The organism is Paenibacillus sp. FSL R5-0623, assembly GCF_037974265.1.
Lineage (GTDB): Bacteria > Bacillota > Bacilli > Paenibacillales > Paenibacillaceae > Paenibacillus.
This window is the reverse complement of sequence record NZ_CP150233.1, coordinates 560,320-577,728: the sequence shown is the minus strand read 5'-3', so window position 1 is coordinate 577,728 and position 17,409 is coordinate 560,320. Positions and strand designations below refer to the sequence as shown.

The 17,409-nt window shown below is 49.9% G+C and carries 12 protein-coding genes; 6 read left to right on the top strand and 6 right to left on the bottom strand.

Annotated elements, in window-relative coordinates; genetic code table 11:
• Positions 1-17: 17 nt before the first annotated feature.
• Positions 18-1,052 (top strand): aminoglycoside phosphotransferase family protein, encoded by a 1,035-nt coding sequence (locus tag MKY92_RS02715; RefSeq protein ID WP_339299029.1) that lies wholly within the window; start codon positions 18-20, stop codon positions 1,050-1,052.
• Between the two features lie 183 nt (positions 1,053-1,235).
• Here the strand turns inward: MKY92_RS02715 and MKY92_RS02710 are convergent, their stop codons facing one another.
• Positions 1,236-3,047, bottom strand: coding sequence for a S9 family peptidase (locus tag MKY92_RS02710; RefSeq protein ID WP_339299028.1), 1,812 nt, complete (start codon positions 3,045-3,047; stop codon positions 1,236-1,238).
• A 140-nt stretch (positions 3,048-3,187) separates the two neighbouring features.
• Entirely contained in the window at positions 3,188-3,607 is a 420-nt protein-coding gene (gene fosB, locus MKY92_RS02705; protein ID WP_307415181.1) for a metallothiol transferase FosB, read from the bottom strand.
• A 157-nt stretch (positions 3,608-3,764) separates the two neighbouring features.
• Here fosB and MKY92_RS02700 point away from each other — a divergent pair, with 157 nt between their 5' ends.
• The 4 genes from MKY92_RS02700 (at position 3,765) to MKY92_RS02685 (ending at position 9,452) form a co-directional block, all read left to right on the top strand.
• The gene (locus MKY92_RS02700; RefSeq protein ID WP_339299026.1) at positions 3,765-4,664 is read left to right on the top strand and encodes a glucose 1-dehydrogenase; all 900 of its coding nucleotides are present in this window, start codon (positions 3,765-3,767) and stop codon (positions 4,662-4,664) included.
• 124 nt (positions 4,665-4,788) lie between these two features.
• Positions 4,789-6,399: a gamma-glutamyltransferase family protein gene (locus MKY92_RS02695; RefSeq protein ID WP_339301654.1), complete on the top strand. Its 1,611-nt coding sequence runs from the start codon at positions 4,789-4,791 to the stop codon at positions 6,397-6,399.
• Positions 6,400-6,765: 366 nt separating this feature from the next.
• On the top strand, positions 6,766-7,773 hold the full coding sequence (locus MKY92_RS02690; protein ID WP_339299024.1) for a BMP family ABC transporter substrate-binding protein: 1,008 nt from the start codon (positions 6,766-6,768) through the stop codon (positions 7,771-7,773).
• A 26-nt stretch (positions 7,774-7,799) separates the two neighbouring features.
• Positions 7,800-9,452 carry a methyl-accepting chemotaxis protein gene (locus MKY92_RS02685; RefSeq protein WP_339299022.1) on the top strand — a complete coding sequence of 551 codons (1,653 nt, stop codon included), beginning with the start codon at positions 7,800-7,802 and terminating at the stop codon, positions 9,450-9,452.
• 521 nt (positions 9,453-9,973) lie between these two features.
• On the opposite strand, the gene MKY92_RS02680 is transcribed toward MKY92_RS02685, so the two are convergent.
• The 3 genes from MKY92_RS02680 to MKY92_RS02670 all read right to left on the bottom strand — a co-directional run bounded on the left by MKY92_RS02680 (position 9,974) and on the right by MKY92_RS02670 (position 13,237).
• On the bottom strand, positions 9,974-11,653 hold the full coding sequence (locus MKY92_RS02680; RefSeq protein ID WP_339299021.1) for an NAD(P)H-hydrate dehydratase: 1,680 nt from the start codon (positions 11,651-11,653) through the stop codon (positions 9,974-9,976).
• 203 nt (positions 11,654-11,856) lie between these two features.
• Positions 11,857-12,489: an NAD(P)H-binding protein gene (locus MKY92_RS02675; RefSeq protein ID WP_339299019.1), complete on the bottom strand. Its 633-nt coding sequence runs from the start codon at positions 12,487-12,489 to the stop codon at positions 11,857-11,859.
• 319 nt (positions 12,490-12,808) lie between these two features.
• Positions 12,809-13,237 carry a GNAT family N-acetyltransferase gene (locus MKY92_RS02670; protein WP_339299018.1) on the bottom strand — a complete coding sequence of 143 codons (429 nt, stop codon included), beginning with the start codon at positions 13,235-13,237 and terminating at the stop codon, positions 12,809-12,811.
• Positions 13,238-13,348: 111 nt separating this feature from the next.
• Between MKY92_RS02670 and MKY92_RS02665 the strand changes: the two genes are divergently transcribed.
• Positions 13,349-14,236 carry a hypothetical protein gene (locus MKY92_RS02665; RefSeq protein WP_339299017.1) on the top strand — a complete coding sequence of 296 codons (888 nt, stop codon included), beginning with the start codon at positions 13,349-13,351 and terminating at the stop codon, positions 14,234-14,236.
• Between the two features lie 385 nt (positions 14,237-14,621).
• Here MKY92_RS02665 and MKY92_RS02660 read toward each other — a convergent pair whose 3' ends face one another.
• Entirely contained in the window at positions 14,622-17,333 is a 2,712-nt protein-coding gene (locus tag MKY92_RS02660; protein ID WP_339299016.1) for an S-layer homology domain-containing protein, read from the bottom strand.
• Positions 17,334-17,409: the final 76 nt, after the last annotated feature.

The following is a 17,409-nucleotide window of genomic DNA, read 5'->3' as shown; positions in this document are numbered from 1 at the left end:
CAGGAGGGTCCGGCCATATGACAACCCGTATATATTTTGGTTCCAATCAACTTGGCGAAGTGGCCGCAGTTCCATTGCAGGATGCGCTGAATGAGCTTGATCTGGGAACCCTTGAAGATTATCGACGAACAGATAAAGGTGTTATGGGTCAGACACTGCTCATTCGCTCTTCCCGTGGAGAGTATATTCTGAAAGGCAATCCTTTATATGCAGGACAGTTACAGGAAGAAAAGTTCTTTGTAGAACAACTGGCAAAACATACGTCCATTCCTGTCCCTGATCCATATTTATTACATGAAGATACCCATCTGCTAGGCTGGAGTTATGCCATAATGCCACGCCTGCCCGGGAATCACCTGTATGATCCGGCATTCAAGGCTTCACTGTCACAGCAAGATCAGGAAGAGATCGCCTGTATGTTTGCCCATACTTTGGTTGAACTGCACCGCTGGAAGGTGCCTGATGCCGGGGAATATGATCCTGTAGCGCAGCAGATTGTTTCCTTTGCAGGCGATTATCTGGACTGGTTGTACGGAACCATCCGTCACTGGTTACATGATGCTGAACAGTACTCGGTGATTACGGATGAAGATGTTCAGTGGGTGGACGAGCAATTCAAAAATGCTGAACCGGCATTTCGGACCAAAGCTGTTCCGTGTTTTGTCATGGGAGACTTCAAGGTCGAGAATATTTTGATTCAAAATCCGAATGACCGTTCTTCAGGGTGGCAGATTAGTGGTTTGTTCGATTTTACAACCGCCTATTTCGGAGATGGCACAGCCGACCTAACCAAAATATCCACCAGGTATGTTCGTGAGGGTCAACCAGAACTGGCCGCACAGTTCCTTCGCTGCTACCGGGATCTGGTCTGTGCAGCAGATGAAGAGAAATGCCAACACTTCCGCACACGTCTCAGCATGCATCTGCTCTATCAACGTATCTTATGGTGGGGGGAAGCCAAAGCGACTGGACAAGTGACGTGGGCAGCCGATCTGCCTTTTGCACAGTGGGCGCAGCAGTCCATTAATTCAATTGTCGCATTGCTAGATTAGTAGATTAATTAGTAGATTTGGACAGTTCGCTCAATGGATAGCGATCTTCCAAACTAACGTATGTATCGTTCCATATATGTCGCCCAACATCCGGGCTCACGCATAAAACCGCCAGAGATCATCCTTGATCTCTGGCGGTTTTGTCATCTGACTATATTTCAGTCAACGATGGAATCTCTCAACTTAAGCTTGTGCGACAGGTGACTCCTGATGTTTCTGCAAAAACTCCAACATCCGACGGTATACGAGAATCTCATTTGCCTTTCTGGAGAATCCGTGGCCCTCATCGTCCAGAACGATGTATTCCACATCCATTCCCTTGGACTGGAGCGCAGCCACGATCTGATCAGATTCGGCCTTCACGACCCTTGGATCATTAGCACCCTGAATGACTAGCATTGGATTAACCATCTGATCGAGATACGTAATCGGCGAATCCTTCGTTAAGCGTTCGCGGTCACGGACCGGATCACCCAGCCAGTTATCCATCATCGGCTTCCAGTCTTCCGGTACGGATTCCAGGAATGTGAACAGGTTACTTGGCCCAAAAATATCGACCGCAGCCCGGAATAGCTCCGGATGACGACCTGCCAATAACAGGGTCATATATCCCCCATAACTTCCCCCTACCACAAACAACCGTTCTGGCGAGGTGATTCCCTGATCAAACAACCAGTTGATCCCGGCAACACAGTCCAGCCTTGGACCCTTACCCCAATCACGCTCAACCATCTTGACGAATTCCGCACCATATCCGGTACTGCCCCGGAAATTCGGTGCAAAGACATGATAGCCCTGAGCGAGCATCATCTGGAACATCGGCCGAAAAAACTTCGCTTCGGATGCTTGCGGCCCACCATGAGGCCAAAATACGGTGTAGCCATTGGCCTGCTCTGGTTTTGCTTTGAACAAGAGAGCTTCGATCTCCAGTCCGTCGTAGGAGTTATACCGAATAACGTCAGGGTACACGAGATCACTTGGGTCCAGTCCGGTTACCCGATTGGCAGTCAGCGGCTCCCAGGACTCAGCTCCTGCAATTTTGCGATAAATGTTATGCGGTTGGATCGCTCCACGTCCGAGAATATACACATTGCCAGCCTTCGTAACGTTCACCTGCTCTATCGTATCCAGCGGCATCTCTATGCGCCGAGGCTCATCGGCATTTTTGCCCAATACGTACATACGATTCTCCGGCCCTGTGAGTGTCCAGAAATATAAGGTCTCGGAAGCCTGATGCCAGCGGATGAACTCCACATCTTCCCCTTCGATTCGGCACAATAAACGGAATTCGCGGGTATCAATACGGTACTCAGCCACATAAGCGTATGCGGAGTCATCATTCGTAATGAACAGAAGACGATTATCATCTGCAAATATCAGATCGGATACCTGACTATGACGTTCTGAAGCTGGCAGGATCACCATTTCTTCATTGTTACGATACAGATGCGCCGTCTGATACGTATTGGAGTACATTTTTAAAATGACATAACTCTTCTCGTCAGGACTTACAGCCACCAGGCTGCTCGTAACCTCTTCTCCACTGTATAACAGTTCATCTTCCCCTGTCTCCAGATCGATGCGGCGTGAATTCAGATAATTCGGATTACCCGCGCTGGTGACATAATAGAGACGCTGTCCATCCTCGGACAACTCAGCGAAATAACAGCGATCATTTGGTTCCGCTGGAACCACAGGCAGTGGAACACCACCCTCGGGTGGAAGTGCATACAGATGATAGTTCTCATCTCCATCCCGATCAAATGCAGTAAGAAGATGACGTCCTTGCGGGTCTGCTTTGATAAATTGACTGCTCTGATTCAAGTACGTTAAAGGATACGGGTATCCTCCAGGCAAATCCATCGCCCAAATATTCGGCTGACCGTTCAGATTGCTGTCCATGAACAAACGTTTCTCGTCTGCCGATACGGCAAAATGCGAAATACGGTACGTCTGAAAATATTGCTCGACATCCGGTTTGGGGAACTGAATCATGACAAACCTCCTTGGAATTGAACCAACGAATCTAACATTGGTAAATTAAGGTACCCTTTGTCCATATTATAGGTAATGCCAATGTTTAGACAATAGATATGTGAGTTATAATTCCAGATTTTCTCAATTTGCACATGAACTCACGGATAAAAGGTCATATGAGCCTTGTCTTCGCGATAATAATCCAGCCTTTGCTTCATCGTACCTGTATGCAGTTCGAACAGATGACCATCCGGATCGGTGAAATATACAGATAATGCATCCCGCGGATCTCTTGGCCTTCCGGGAAGAATGTCAGCACCCGCTGCTCGCAGCTGCTGCACAGACGCGTCGAACTCCTCTTCTGTAACGGTAAATGCAATATGGGTATAGGTTCGTTCCGTATAGTTGCGAATAACATCCTCCTGATTCAGGGCAATCCACAGACCGGCAAGCTCAAAATAAGCCAGTTTGCGTCCTTTCACCTGAATTCGGGCACCGAGAGCCTGCTCATAAAAGGTAATGGCCCGCTCCAGATTGGATACGGAAAAGCACAAATGATTAATTCCCTGAATATTCATGTGGCTCCTGACACCTCCATCGATTTAAGGATCTATCCTTATTATGGTATATTCTGTGCAATAAAAACAACCGTTCTGCTACTTCCTCCCGCACCTTCTTCTGGGCGAATGCATAGGTTATCCGTATCAATGAACGTTCGAGGAGGATGTAAAGCGAATGAATCCTGTCTATCCTTTTTATGGTGAGAAAACGGTATGCAAGGAGCAAAAACTGGCCTTTCCACCCCAGCATCAGGACCAGCAACCTGGTCTGGAAACTCTGATGGTGCCTGAACCGATTAGTGAAGATCCTGCCTATATCGGCAGCTGTAAACTCCAAGGTAAAGTTGCCATTATTACGGGTGGTGACAGTGGAATCGGCCGGGCGGCCGCCATCGCTTTTGCCAAGGAAGGGGCAGATATCGTCATTGCTTATCTATATGAACGGACAGATGCCGAAAGGACCCGCCAGCGGATCGAAGAAATCGGACAGCGCTGTCTCTTAATCGAGATTGATCTCCGCTTAAAGAAAAACTGTGAAGCCGTCATCCGCACAACCATGGAAACGTACGGGAAGATCGATATTCTGGTCAACAATCATGGCGTACAGTATGTGCAGCCAAGTATCGTTGATATTACAGAAGAACAGCTGTATCACACCTTTCAGACCAATGTGTTCGCCTATTTCTTTCTGATTCAGGCCGCTCTCCCCCATCTGTGCAGAGGTGCCTCCATCATCAATACAGCTTCCATTACGGCATATAAAGGCAATACCCAGCTGATCGACTACTCTTCTACCAAAGGAGCCGTCGTATCGCTGACTCGTGTACTCGCCCAATCGCTCGCTGCACAGGGAATCCGTGTGAATTCTGTCGCTCCGGGACCCATCTGGACACCGCTCATCCCTGCCAGTTTCTCCGCTGAGGATGTACAGGTATTTGGAACAGATACGCCTATGGGTCGGGCTGGTCAGCCTTACGAACTGGCGGCAGCCTACGTTTATCTCGCTTCCCGCGATTCATCCTACGTCACAGGTGAATGCATTCATGTAAATGGCGGCGATATGGTAACGACCTAGGCTGATGTCAGGTTGGATTTGGCAGGTGTGGCAGGATATCGGTTATCCGGTTGCGAAGAGGGTTAGGAGTATGATCCGGTTATACCGGAGCCTGACATCTTGCGACAAGGAGCTGAACAACCTGATGAACTTCGATCCACTCTACCAACCGTACCCCTCTTACCGCGTGCCTGTGTATGCGAAACAAGGCATGGTCGCCACGTCTCAGCCACTGGCTGCACAAGCTGGTCTGGATGTATTGAAAAAAGGCGGCAATGCCATTGATGCCGCCATTGCAACTGCGGCAGCACTCACGGTGCTGGAGCCCACGTCCAATGGCATTGGAGGCGATGCTTTTGCCCTCGTCTGGACCGAGGGCAAACTGCATGGCCTGAATGCCAGCGGCCCTGCGCCTCAGGGCATATCCATTGAGGCGCTTCAAGCGGCAGGCTATACGGAGATGCCGAAGCTTGGGGTTGTTCCGGTGACGGTGCCTGGCGCACCGGCGGGTTGGGCTGAGCTGAGCCGCCGTTTTGGGCGGATCACGCTGGCGGAAGCGCTGGAACCGGCCATCCGCTATGCGGAGGAAGGTTATCCGCTTGCGCCTGGGCTGGCCCGCCACTGGGCAAGGGCAGCCGAGATCTATGCACGCCAGGGTGATGCGGAGGCAGGGCGTGCGTGGTTTGAGACATTTGCTCCAGGCGGGCGTGTTCCCGCAGCTGGAGAGATGTGGCGCTCGCCGGATCATGCGGCGACTTTGCGCCAGATTGGCGAGAGCGAAGCGCGAGACTTTTACAAAGGAGAACTGGCTGAACGTATTCATTCCTTTATGGCAGAACACGGTGGTTATCTGACCAAAGATGATCTGGCGGCATTCCAGCCCGAGTGGGTAGATCCCATCACCGTCTCCTATCGTGGTTACGATGTATGGGAGATTCCGCCGAATGGACAAGGACTGATCGCTCTCGCTGCGCTTAATCTGCTGAAGGGTTACGAATTCGACGAGAAAGAATCTGTTCAGGCATATCATCAGCAACTTGAAGCCATGAAGCTGGCATTTGCCGATGGGGAGAAATATATTACCGAAGAACGCAAAATGGGTATCACGGTGGAGGAACTGCTGTCCGAAGCATACGCGGAAGAACGGCGCAAACTCATTGCTGATACCGCACGAGCACCTGAGGCAGGTGATCCACGTGCAAGTGGAACAGTCTACCTGGCTACGGCGGACGGTGAAGGTAACATGGTTTCCTTTATCCAGAGTAACTATATGGGCTTCGGGTCTGGATTGGTTGTTCCGGGGACAGGCATTGCTTTGCAGAATCGCGGACATAATTTCTCACTGGACCCGAATCATGCAAATGCCCTGGAGCCAGGCAAACGAACGTATCACACGATCATTCCGGGGTTCCTCACCCGCGGCAGCGAAGCGGTGGGGCCATTCGGTGTCATGGGTGGTTTCATGCAACCGCAGGGTCATGTGCAGGTGGTCATGAATACGATCGATTATCATCTGAACCCACAGGCCGCCTTGGATTCTCCGCGCTGGCAGTGGACGAAGGGCAAAACAATTCTCGTGGAACCCGGTTTCCCACAGCACATTGCACAGGCACTCGCCCGCAAGGGACATGATATTCAAGTGGCAGTTGATCCATCCCAGTTTGGACGTGGTCAGATCATCTGGCGCAACCCGGACAATGGTGTATTATGCGGGGGGACGGAAACCCGAGCGGACGGCTCGATTGCGGCTTGGTAAAACTCGCGTAATTTTTATAATAGGATGATCCCTTATCATCCGTATAAGGTGTTATTCTAAGGCACAAGAGAGATGATTCATGTCATCTCTCTTGTGCCTTTTTTTCGACTTCTAACATCAGTAAACAACATACTGTAGTTATTTATGTACCCTTTTAACCAGAGAAATGTAAAAATAATGTGTAATTCATGAAAATATTTATTTTTTCGTAAATTTTCACTACATACCATAAATCACAGTGCCTTTCTGACCGATATAGATAAAGGGAAATCCTCACCATACGTGTCATCATGCACACGTCATTCCCTGGAGCTAAGGAACCATGCAAAACAGAAAAATGCGACTACAGAAATGAGGGTACCACACATGAAAACAAACAAGAACAGACGCGCAGGTCTAGGTCTCACCCTAATGATGATCCTGACGGTACTGATCCTGGGGGCATGTTCAGCCAACAATACAACAACGGCAACAGACACAAGAACAAAGGTTGGAATCGTGCTTACGGAAGTGGGTCTGGGTGACCGTTCTTTTAATGATGCTGCTTTTGATGGACTGGTTCAGGCCAGAAATGAGAAAAGCATTGTCTTTGACTATCGTGAACCGGGCGACAATGCCGAAGCTGCATTTGAAGAGTTTGCGGAAGCCAAATTCGATCTGGTTATCGGCCTGAGTGATGCTGTCCAAGCGGATATGGAGAAAGTTGCAGCCAAATATCCTGACCAGCAGTTCCTCATGATTGACAGTCAGTCCGAACTGCCTAACATCGCCTCCATTTCATTCCGGGCGGAAGAAGGAAGTTATCTGGCAGGCGTTATTGCTGCTATGGCTTCAACGGAAGATCATGTTGGCTTCCTTGGTGGAATAGAGATACCTGTCCTTCGTAATTTCGAGCAGGGTTTTAAACAAGGTGTTCTGGCTGTCAAGCCGGATGCAACCGTTGATGCCGTCTACGCAGGGGACTTCGGTGATGCTGATCTCGGTGAACAACTGGCTGCACAGATGATTCAGGAAAAGGGCGCTGACGTGATCTACGTTGCTGCCGGTCTCACAGGCGTAGGCGCACTGACGGAGATTCAGAAATTAGGGAAATACGCCATCGGTGTAGATACCGATCAATTCTTTTTGGCGGAGAAGGCCATTCTTACGTCCATGCTGAAAAATGTGGATGTCTCTATCTATAATGCCGTTAACACGTTTGTTGAAAACAATCATACCTTCCCTCAAAAGGAAATCGTGGAGGGGCTGGCGGAGAACGCCGTGGGTCTGACTGCTCTACATAATATCACGCTCAGTGATGAACAACAGCAAACCTTCGAAGATCTGAAGGCAAAGATCTCTTCCGGTCAAATCAAAATTAAGCTTGATCAATAACCCATCGGATACGAGGAGGTACGCTCATGAAACTACAGGGAAAACTGATATTTAATGCTCTAATTTCACTGCTTCTATGCCTTGTGCTAGTGGCTTATATTATCATGCAATTGCTCGGTATGAATGCCAAAAATCAAAATCTGGTACCTGCCATGCTCAAGGTTAGTGAACTGAACGCCAATCAGATTCAGACCCAGCAGGCGCTGGATGTCTATTCGTTCTCCATGACAGCAGGAAACCAGGACGCCGTACTTCGCCTGCTGGCTGAAGGCCAAACGATGATTCAGGAGCTTACGGACGGATTGCTCGAAACAGATCAGCAGTTACAACTTATTCAGTCCATCGAGACAAAATTACAAGCTCTCAACCAGGGAGCCACCGAAGCGATGAGCGCGATGAACAGTGCGGAAGCGAAACGTTACAGCACTCGGGTTCGGGGCATACAGAATGATATCTATTCGTTAGATGAGATGACTCGGGATCGTTATGATCAATATACGGTTGATTTGGAACATGACATTCAGCAAACGTGGCAAGCCGCTCTGGTAGGAGCCATCGTATTGCTCGTCGCCGTAATGCTGTTTAATATGTATACTTCACGTCAGATCGCCAAGCGTATTCGAACACTCAAAGACGCCGCTGGACAAATTGCGGACGGTGACCTGACCGGACAATTACCGGAAGCTCGGGGCAAAGATGAACTCGATGACCTGAGTCGCTCCTTCGGTATCATGACTCATAATATTCGCGGCATTATTCAGTCGATTGGTGAAGCGGGTCATCGTGTCGATCTGATGGCACAAGATATTGACCGCGGTAATGATACAGCCCAAGCGATCGTACAGCAAGTATCCCGCACCACGGAGGAACTCTCGATTGGCAGTCAAAAGATTGCCGAGGATCTGAGTGAAACAGTGATGGTTGTGGACAAAATGCAGTCTACCTTCAATAGCAATCTGGAGGCCACTTCCCAATCGGTCATCGATGGTCGTGAAGTATTAACTACCGTTGAGGAAGGTAATAAGGCTGTAGCAGAGCAACTCCGCTTGGCCGAAGTGAATCGCATGGCGATGGCCGAGGTGGAACAAACGGTGCGGGAACTGGAAGAAAGCGCGGTTCGAATCACTACGATGACGGCATATGTATCGGAGATTGCCAAACAAACGACCATGCTCTCGTTAAATGCCTCCATAGAGGCTGCTCGCGCTGGAGAAGCCGGACGTGGCTTCGCTGTTGTTGCCGGCGAGGTGAACAAACTCGCCGAACAATCTGCGCAATCGGTCAAACATATCTATGCGGCTGTGGGCGAGATCACCACCTCCATGGACAAGGTGAAGAACTCTGTAGCACAGAGCATGCAGTTATTCAGTGAACAGGAACAAGCCACTGGCCAGACTCGTGAATCCTTCTCCGCCATTCGTGGAAGTGTGGAGCGCATTAGTACCGGCATCCATCAGCTTGCTGAGGACATGCAACACTCCAATGAACTCAGTACACAGGTGCAACAGGCCATCGAAAATATCAGTGCCATCACCCAGCAGTCAGCTGCCAGCAGTGAAGAGATCACCGCCTCCACGTCGGAACAACAACGTTCCTTCGCTGATGCAAGTATCAAGGTGAAGTCATTGCGTGATATCAGTGCTGAGATGCATCAGGAATTGTTGCGATTCCGGTTGTAAGCAGGATGCCGGGGAATTTTGGGCTGGACGTAGGTCGGAAGTAGTTTAGATATCGTTTAGATGCAGATTATAGGCAAGTTGTGGGCAGGTTATAAGCGAGCCAGGATCAGGTAGCATGAACATACAAACATAAAAACAAATAAAGGGGAGTCTCCGTCATGAATCATGGCAGGGCTCCCCTTTCCAGTAGCTAATCGTTGTTTCATCTAATCATCGTTCCCAAGGCACGCGCAAGACGGTAAGCAGACACGAAAGTTAATAACAAGGTATCAGCGTTTCAGATCCAAACGTTTAACAAACTGAGCAAACCTTATTGGGTCACTAATTGCAGATTCTAAAATCTAACAAATCTTAGGCATTCTATTCTCTAATTTAGTCCGGTTTTTCAGGTGTTTTCTCTGAAATACACAGAAATAATGTGGATGAGATTCGTTAGCTTTTGCTCCTCCATGTATACCGTGGCATAAGGTGTGTAAGATTCGTTAGAGCACTGACGAGCTTGTCCCACACCTGCCCCATCCTCACAATGCGTCGATGATGTCGCCGGCCAGTAGGGACGACGGGTCACCGCGCAGCAGGGCTGCGCGTTCGGCGGCCTGTCCGTGAAGATATACGCCGAACGCGGCGGCTTGCTCCGCGCTGAGCCCTTGGGCAAGCAGACCGGCGATGATGCCGGTCAATACGTCTCCGGCACCGCCAGTCGCCATGCCGGCGTGCCCGGTGGTGTTGATGTACGCCTCGCCAGTTGGCGTTGCGATGACCGTTCGTGCTCCCTTGAGCACAAGGGTCACGCCCTGCTCGCGGGCGTATTGTGCAGCGTGTCCAATGCGGTCACGCTGCACTTCCTGGGTCGACATGCCCAGCAGTCGGCCCATCTCGCCAGGGTGCGGCGTCAGGATTGTCGCCGCACTTCGCTGGCCCCAGTCGCGAGGCCCATCTGGGCCAGCGTCTGCCAGCATGTTGAGGGCGTCCGCGTCGATGACGAGCGGACGATCCGTTTGTTGCCACAGACGGCGCAGCCAGTCTGTGTCGCCCTTGAAGCGGCCGAGGCCGGGGCCGGTCGCGAGCACGTCGCGGCTCTCCGCGAGACGCAGCACGGCGGAGGCGGAAGCCGCGTTCCATTCGCCGCTGTCGCCATCGGCGGCGACAGCAAGCATGAGCTCGGGCACGGTGCCGATGACATGCGGCAGCAGTGCCGCGGGCAGCGCCCATGTGGCGAGCCCGCAGCCTGCGCGCAACGCGGCCTTGGCCGAGAGCAGGCCTGCGCCGCTCATCGGCAGACTTCCTGCGGCCAGCAACACATGGCCGTAGGTGCCCTTGTGGCCGTCCGGTGTCCGGAGACGGCCTGTATCCACGCGCAGCGCACCGCGCAGCACCTCGTCCGTCAGCAGACGGACCGAGGGGCCATGCTCTGGCGCAAGCCGCGCGGGAATGCCGATGGCGCGCACCACGATGCGCCCGGCGGCAGAAGCACCCGGGTACTGCACCAGCCCACGCTTAAGCAACGCGAGGCATACGGTCACCCGGGCTTGAATGCAGGGCTCGTACACCTCTCCGGTGTCGGCGTCCAGCCCGCTTGGCACATCGGCGGACACGACCGGCTTGCCGCTGTCGTTCGCCGCCTCGATCAGCGCCGCGTAAGCCCCTCGCGGCGCCCCCCGCGAGCCGGTGCCCAGCAGCGCATCCACGATGCCTGTGCACCGGCTGAAGTCCACGGCTTCGCGCCCGTGGATAAGAACAGGGATGCCAAGCTTCGCGGCGGCATCCCGTTGCACTGCGGCTTCGCCCCGCAGTGCATCAGGGGCATCGGCGTAGACCAATGTCACGCCAAGCCCCGCTTCAACCAAATGGCGCGCGGCCACCAGCCCATCGCCGCCATTATTGCCCTTGCCGATCAGCATGTACCACTGCTGATCTCCCGGGCGCTCCATCACCAGCGCCGGATCGGCGATGATGTCGCCACCATACCCTTGCCGATCACCGGGCCCGGTGTGTGCCCGCCGCGCACCTGTCTTGCTGCTATAGCCAAGCCGCCCTGAATCCGCAAGCCTGCCTTCTGCCTGCCCTTCCCGGCACAGCTTGATCACTTCCTCGGCTATGGCGCGGCCTGCATTCTCCATTAGACTTGCTGCCGGAATACCGAGCTGATGAATGGTATGTTCGTCCACAGCTCTCATCTGTTCAGCAGTTACGATAAACAACGTTCATCCCTCCCCGTGACAAGCTCATCTCATACTTAAAAGTAGCAACTTTGCCCCTAAACTCTGCATCTTATATGTGTATCGCTATCTTTCCTCTTACCTCATCCAGTTACCACGATCCACTCGATACATCATCGAAAACTCTATCGATCCCGTGTACGAGACCTTCAGATTAAATCATCCATTCCAAAGCATGTCTACGCTTAATAACCTACCGTAAACCGAGCTTCGATAAATTGCGGATCGTCCAGTTCATCCACCAAAGCCGCTGCAAAATCGCCAACCGAAATCGAGCTTTCCCCGATATCATCCGTAATCACACGGTTCATGCCAACCCGGAACTGGCCTGTCCGACGTCCTGTTGTGATTGTCGCAGCAGGGCTCATGTAGGTCCAGTGAATACCTGATGCTTCAATCAGGTCATATGCTTCTGCATGTGCTCTTGCCAATGGTTTGACTTCCTCCGGGAATCCCGGCGTATCCATCAGCATATCACCGGATTCGGTTAGCAAACTTCCTGCTCCACCAACTACAACCAAACGTCCTGCTTTTGCCCGGCGCACACCCTCGATCAACGAACGTGTCACTTCCAGCATCTCTTCTTCTTCTCCAAACTTCGGTCCATACGCACTCACTACCACTTCTTGTCCTGCTGCAAAATCAGCCACCTGATCCGGGTTAAGCAGATCTCCCTGTTCTACACGCAAACGCTCATGTACCATCTCAATCTTCGACGGATCACGCACCACCGCTGTCACTTCATGCCCACGATCCATCAACTCCCACAGTATCGTCTTGCCAATCGCTCCGGTTGCTCCAAAAATGGTTACTTTCATATGAATTCCCTCTTTTCTGTAGATATCATCTCATCAACTTACCGTTATTTTAATACTTAATCCTATTGTTATATACCTTAAACGGCTCACGCCATCTTAAACCGGATGTGAACAACTTGTAAACCTATCTCTTACAGCTTATATGTAGAAAAATAATCTTTACTTCAACTAGCGGAAGAAGCACCGACACTCTTAAGTATCCCCTCTCTCCTCCAGCACTCAACACGAATCATGAAAAAAGCCGCTAAATGCGGCTATACTAAGATAATTTCATACGACATAAGTCTATTCTTATCTTAAAATTTCAGTTTTCGTTCCGCTAGGTAGTCGGTCCTTCTTCTCCCTGCCTCCACCACATACCCTCCGATTTTGGGCTGGTGTATTCAAATCCAAATTGAGCATACAGGCGATCAGCCGGAACATCCGCCAGCAGACTGACCAGACCACGGGCAGGTACTGCTTCACGCAGATAATTCATAATCTCGCTCATGATCAGTCTTCCATATCCCATTCCCTGAACATCCGGGTGTACAGCAATATCAACGACCTGAAAGAAACAACCTCCATCTCCAATCACTCGCCCCATGCCTATCAGCACATCCTCTTCACGCAGACATACGGCAAACAGGCTATTCGGTAATCCAATCTCCGCCCCTTCCCTGCTCATTGCACTAAGGCCGGCAATCTGCCGCAAGGCAAGATACTCCACCGCTGCGGGTGGTGTGTGTTCAATATTCACATGATCCATGAATTGTGCCCCTTTCTGCTTGAATTCATCTACTTCCTGTGTAATAGTGAGAGAAAGCTTACGTGAAGCGTGTTTCATGATACGTGAAGTTGGTGCAAAGGAGGAACAAGTGTGTTTCAACGTTGGATTGAAGATCTAACATCGCGCCCAGGCGCTGTGGCTGTGCTGTTTGGAGTCATGGCTTTGCTTCTCGGGATATACATATGGTCTGCCACTGAAGTTCGCCGCAGCCACGAAAGGCGAATGAGAAGGATACGAGATACATTATACATAAGTACAGCCCTCTTGGGACAACTTACCATCCAGGAAAATCGGAATTATGAACGATCAGAACACGAACATAATGATCTGATAACAGCCATGTTAGCCTGCAAAGCTGCATCTTACCTATCCCCTCAGCTACAGGACCAGATCCGTGACTGTATTAAGGATCATGATTCTGCCCGACTTGGCCTGATGCACAGAGCACTGGAACGGGAATGCACCGTATTATCGGATGAACTCAGCCGGGAGACTTATGCAGATCATTGGGGCACAGCGGTCTGGGCCATCCTTCGGCCCGTAGCCGAACCAGCCGCACTGGCGGCTACAGGTTTTCTGGTTTCAGATCTGGTATTTCGTCAGCGGATGTTGGACGTCCATGTAGACTCATGGGACAGCATCTTGCCATGGATTCGCGCAATTTCCCTGATGATCACCATAATATATGGTTACCTGCTCTGGGCCAGCCCACGACGGGATAGGTCAAGTACAGTAACCAAAATGCTCTCCTTGCTGATCGCGCTATGCTCCTTGCTCCATCTGATTGGACCTGCTGCTGCGCCCTACGCCCTTGGATTACAGCTGATTATATTCACTTCGGGTTTCGGGTTGACTGGGACACGCTCTCGAAGTGATCGCCCCTACGCAGGACATACGGATCTGGAACCAACAAAGCAAGTCTCTACGGAACTGGAAGGGAATACACGTCGTACATCTGGTACCAACACCGAAGAATAACCTACGCATCCAGCCGCTTCCGTATGATTAAACTTAGTGAGAGGACAACCCCTGTCCCTCTCGTACAAAGCGAAATTTTCATTGGTAGAGGAAAATAGGAGAATCGCCTTTGCGACATCCTGATCGCTTGCTCGTACATTCAGTATTCAGCATGCTTCCCTACTCTGGACACGTTCAGATACACTTCGGCTTTCAGGACGTGTTGAAAACATCCCCTATATCCAACGTATCTGTACGCGAAAAGGGCTTAAACTACATTGTAGTTTAAGCCCTTTTCTATAGTACTAATTTTGTCTTGCAAAGAATGATCGGAAGGTTATTCTATCATCGAAGTGGTATGTGTAACATTTATTAGTTCACTTTGTATCATGCATAATCACTTCACTTATTTGGCTACAACATGTGCAATGACGCGGCCCTTTTCGTACGTGACAGTCACGTCATAACCATCTGCCGTTACACTGTCGAATTCACCTGTAATTCCATTAGCCGTGATTAACGTAATATCTTTGGAACCTTCAATCTTATGTTTGGACAAGTCAAGTTTGAGACTTCCTCCATCAATATAGAGCTTTCTGCCGACATTCAGTTGACTATTGTTGTCAGCCACTACCAATTCCAACGTACCGTTATCCATGGTAAAGTTTCTATTTAAGTTGAGTGCGCCGTCGACATCAACGACAACTGTTCCATTTTCTACATACAGATCACCTGTACCAAAAGCAGTTGCAGATTCGGCTACCAGCGTTCCTGCTTGCAGTAAGGTTCCGCCAGTGTAGCTATTTTTCCCTGTCAATGTAAGGGTTCCTGTTCCTTTTTTCGTAAGCATTCCACTACCGGTGATATCATTTCTCCACCAGTCTTCTGCATTAAAGCGCCCTTTGGAAGCGTCCATATCCACAGTTACATTGTTCAAGAATGCACCGTATCCATCCGCAGCCGTGACCAGATCAATTCTCCCCCAGCCCTTGGATTCATCCAGTACAGGATATCCAGAGTCAATGGATGTTGTATACAATACTTGTCTGCGTTGCTCATCTGTTAAATACGGTTGACGTGTTTCTAACAGGGCTTCTGCTCCTTGCGGTACAACTGGAGCCAAACCTTTGGTTCCGGTTTGTGGTAGACCGTAAGTCATCTTTTCTCTATAGAAGGCTTTATTGGCATCGTGATCTTCCCATTTGTGTTCATCGTAAGCACTCTTGAACGTGTAATCCTCTGTTACGGTGTGTGCATACTCATACAGACTCAACTTTTTTTCCTTGGCTGCAGCTCCAAATACTTCTCCTGCATTCTCATAGCCTTTCTCTAACACTTCTCTATTATCAGCCTGATTAAGTGCATATGCAGCCATGGCTGTGGACTGTATTCTTCCGCCTATAACATCAAGTGGTGAGTGCATCCCTGCTACGATGCGATTCTCGCCCAACTGAGCTGCTCTCGTTAACAATTCAGCGAATCGTTCTGGTGTAGCGTATGCCAAAGGAAATACGGATAAGTAGGCTGCACTTGTATGTCCGCTCGGAAATCCGCCATCTTTTCCTCTTCCATCCTCAGCGATTCGTTTGACATAACTTAAGGCAGGAATAAGCTTTACATTGGTTTCGTATTGCTGGTAATGTTTTTCTCCGGTTGATTTGATGCCGCCTGAAGCCAGAGGTACTTCTTTTTTCTCACCTTCGCCCAAGGTTGCCCATACAGGTAGTCCTTTGCTGTCAACCACTTCTTTCACTTCTCCATTGGAATTCATTCTCCACGGTCTCGGGGAAGAGTAGAAATATTTAGAGGGATTAGATGAGGCAGGAATTTTGAATCGAACCAGATCAACCAAATTAACCAAGTCTGAAAGCTCCGTTTTTTCATCCCAATCTCCAATACCTTGGCTTTCATCTTCCACTGTTTCTTCGGTCAATACCACATTCATCTCGTCCACCGTTCGTTCAACGTTTGTCTTTGGCTTGATGATATCTACATACGTGTTAGCCAGTGGACCAAAGCCCTCCATCACGCTATAGATCTTATCTCTTTGGTCATCATAGTAGGCTGCCAAAGCCTCTTCACCCGTGCGGTTTTGCGTGACCTTTTCTACATATTTGATATTGGCTTCCCAAGTCGCTTTGTTTCGGATCTCTTCATTTGCATATGTTTTCTGATCAGTGACGGCTACGGTTGGATCATTCTTAAAGCCATCATAATATGGGGACGGTCCATCTCCATACTTTGCATTCTTTCCGTCAGCTCCAATTTTGGTTGCCGCTGTTCCGTCTCTCCAATCTGCTTGATTCATGGACCATACTTGATCAAAACCGTCCAAAATATTAATAAACGGATTGGTCTCCGCAATATTTTTCAAGGTGTCGTCTCCAGCATTGGCTCCGTGCTTCACGGCAGACAAACGGGCTTCATCTGCTGGGGGATTAACATTCAGTACGGATGCGGTTCCTTTTGGCTTAGCTGGCTTGGCTGCTGTAGTAGCATCTGTTTCCACAGCCTTAACGAGCGCAGACACGGCTTCGGCACGAGTAATGGAATTAAGCGGTTTGAAGCTTCCGTCTGCATAACCAGAGATAATTTTCGCTGCCGCCGCTCCACCTACTGCGCCTTTGCTCCACGCCGCAATAGAAGATGAATCGCTAAATACATTTGCTGCTGTCTCATTTAACTCCAAATTCAAAATGCCAGCGATCACTTTAGCTGCTTCCTGACGGGTGATCGGATCTTGCGGCTTCATGGTGCCATCGGTGTATCCATCTATATATCCATTTGCATTTGCAATAGAAATGGCTTCGTAATACCATGCACTCTCAGACACATCGTTGAAGGTAATTTTAGCTTGTCCGGAATATCCAAAGGCACCGTTTACCAAATTCATAAATTCTGCTCTGGTAATATACGTGTTCGGTTTGAATGAACGATCCAGGTAACCCCGAATTAATCCTTCATCACCCCATGCTTGAATATTTGCTTCCGCCCAGTGTCCCTTAATATCAGAGAACTGAATCTTCTGATCGGCTGCAAAACTCTTCTCTGCAAATGTCGGACCTACCATAGACAACATTAGAAGTAATGCCAGTGACTTTTTAAGTGGTTTTCTCATGGCTTGCAAATACACGCTCCCATTATGGTAAATTATTTTTTTGCTTCTGCATCTGCAAATGAGTAAGAAAGTCTCT

What these genes read in the sequence shown, in the direction of transcription:
- MKY92_RS02715 (WP_339299029.1), top strand. Translation starts at nt 18, where the DNA reads ATGACAACCCGTATATATTTTGGTTCCAATCAACTTGGCGAAGTGGCC.
- MKY92_RS02695 (WP_339301654.1), top strand. Translation starts at nt 4,789, where the DNA reads ATGAACTTCGATCCACTCTACCAACCGTACCCCTCTTACCGCGTGCCT.
- MKY92_RS02710 (WP_339299028.1), bottom strand. Translation starts at nt 3,047, where the DNA reads ATGATTCAGTTCCCCAAACCGGATGTCGAGCAATATTTTCAGACGTAC.
- MKY92_RS02660 (WP_339299016.1), bottom strand. Translation starts at nt 17,333, where the DNA reads ATGAGAAAACCACTTAAAAAGTCACTGGCATTACTTCTAATGTTGTCT.
- MKY92_RS02675 (WP_339299019.1), bottom strand. Translation starts at nt 12,489, where the DNA reads ATGAAAGTAACCATTTTTGGAGCAACCGGAGCGATTGGCAAGACGATA.
- MKY92_RS02670 (WP_339299018.1), bottom strand. Translation starts at nt 13,237, where the DNA reads ATGGATCATGTGAATATTGAACACACACCACCCGCAGCGGTGGAGTAT.
- MKY92_RS02690 (WP_339299024.1), top strand. Translation starts at nt 6,766, where the DNA reads ATGAAAACAAACAAGAACAGACGCGCAGGTCTAGGTCTCACCCTAATG.
- MKY92_RS02700 (WP_339299026.1), top strand. Translation starts at nt 3,765, where the DNA reads ATGAATCCTGTCTATCCTTTTTATGGTGAGAAAACGGTATGCAAGGAG.
- fosB (WP_307415181.1), bottom strand. Translation starts at nt 3,607, where the DNA reads ATGAATATTCAGGGAATTAATCATTTGTGCTTTTCCGTATCCAATCTG.
- MKY92_RS02685 (WP_339299022.1), top strand. Translation starts at nt 7,800, where the DNA reads ATGAAACTACAGGGAAAACTGATATTTAATGCTCTAATTTCACTGCTT.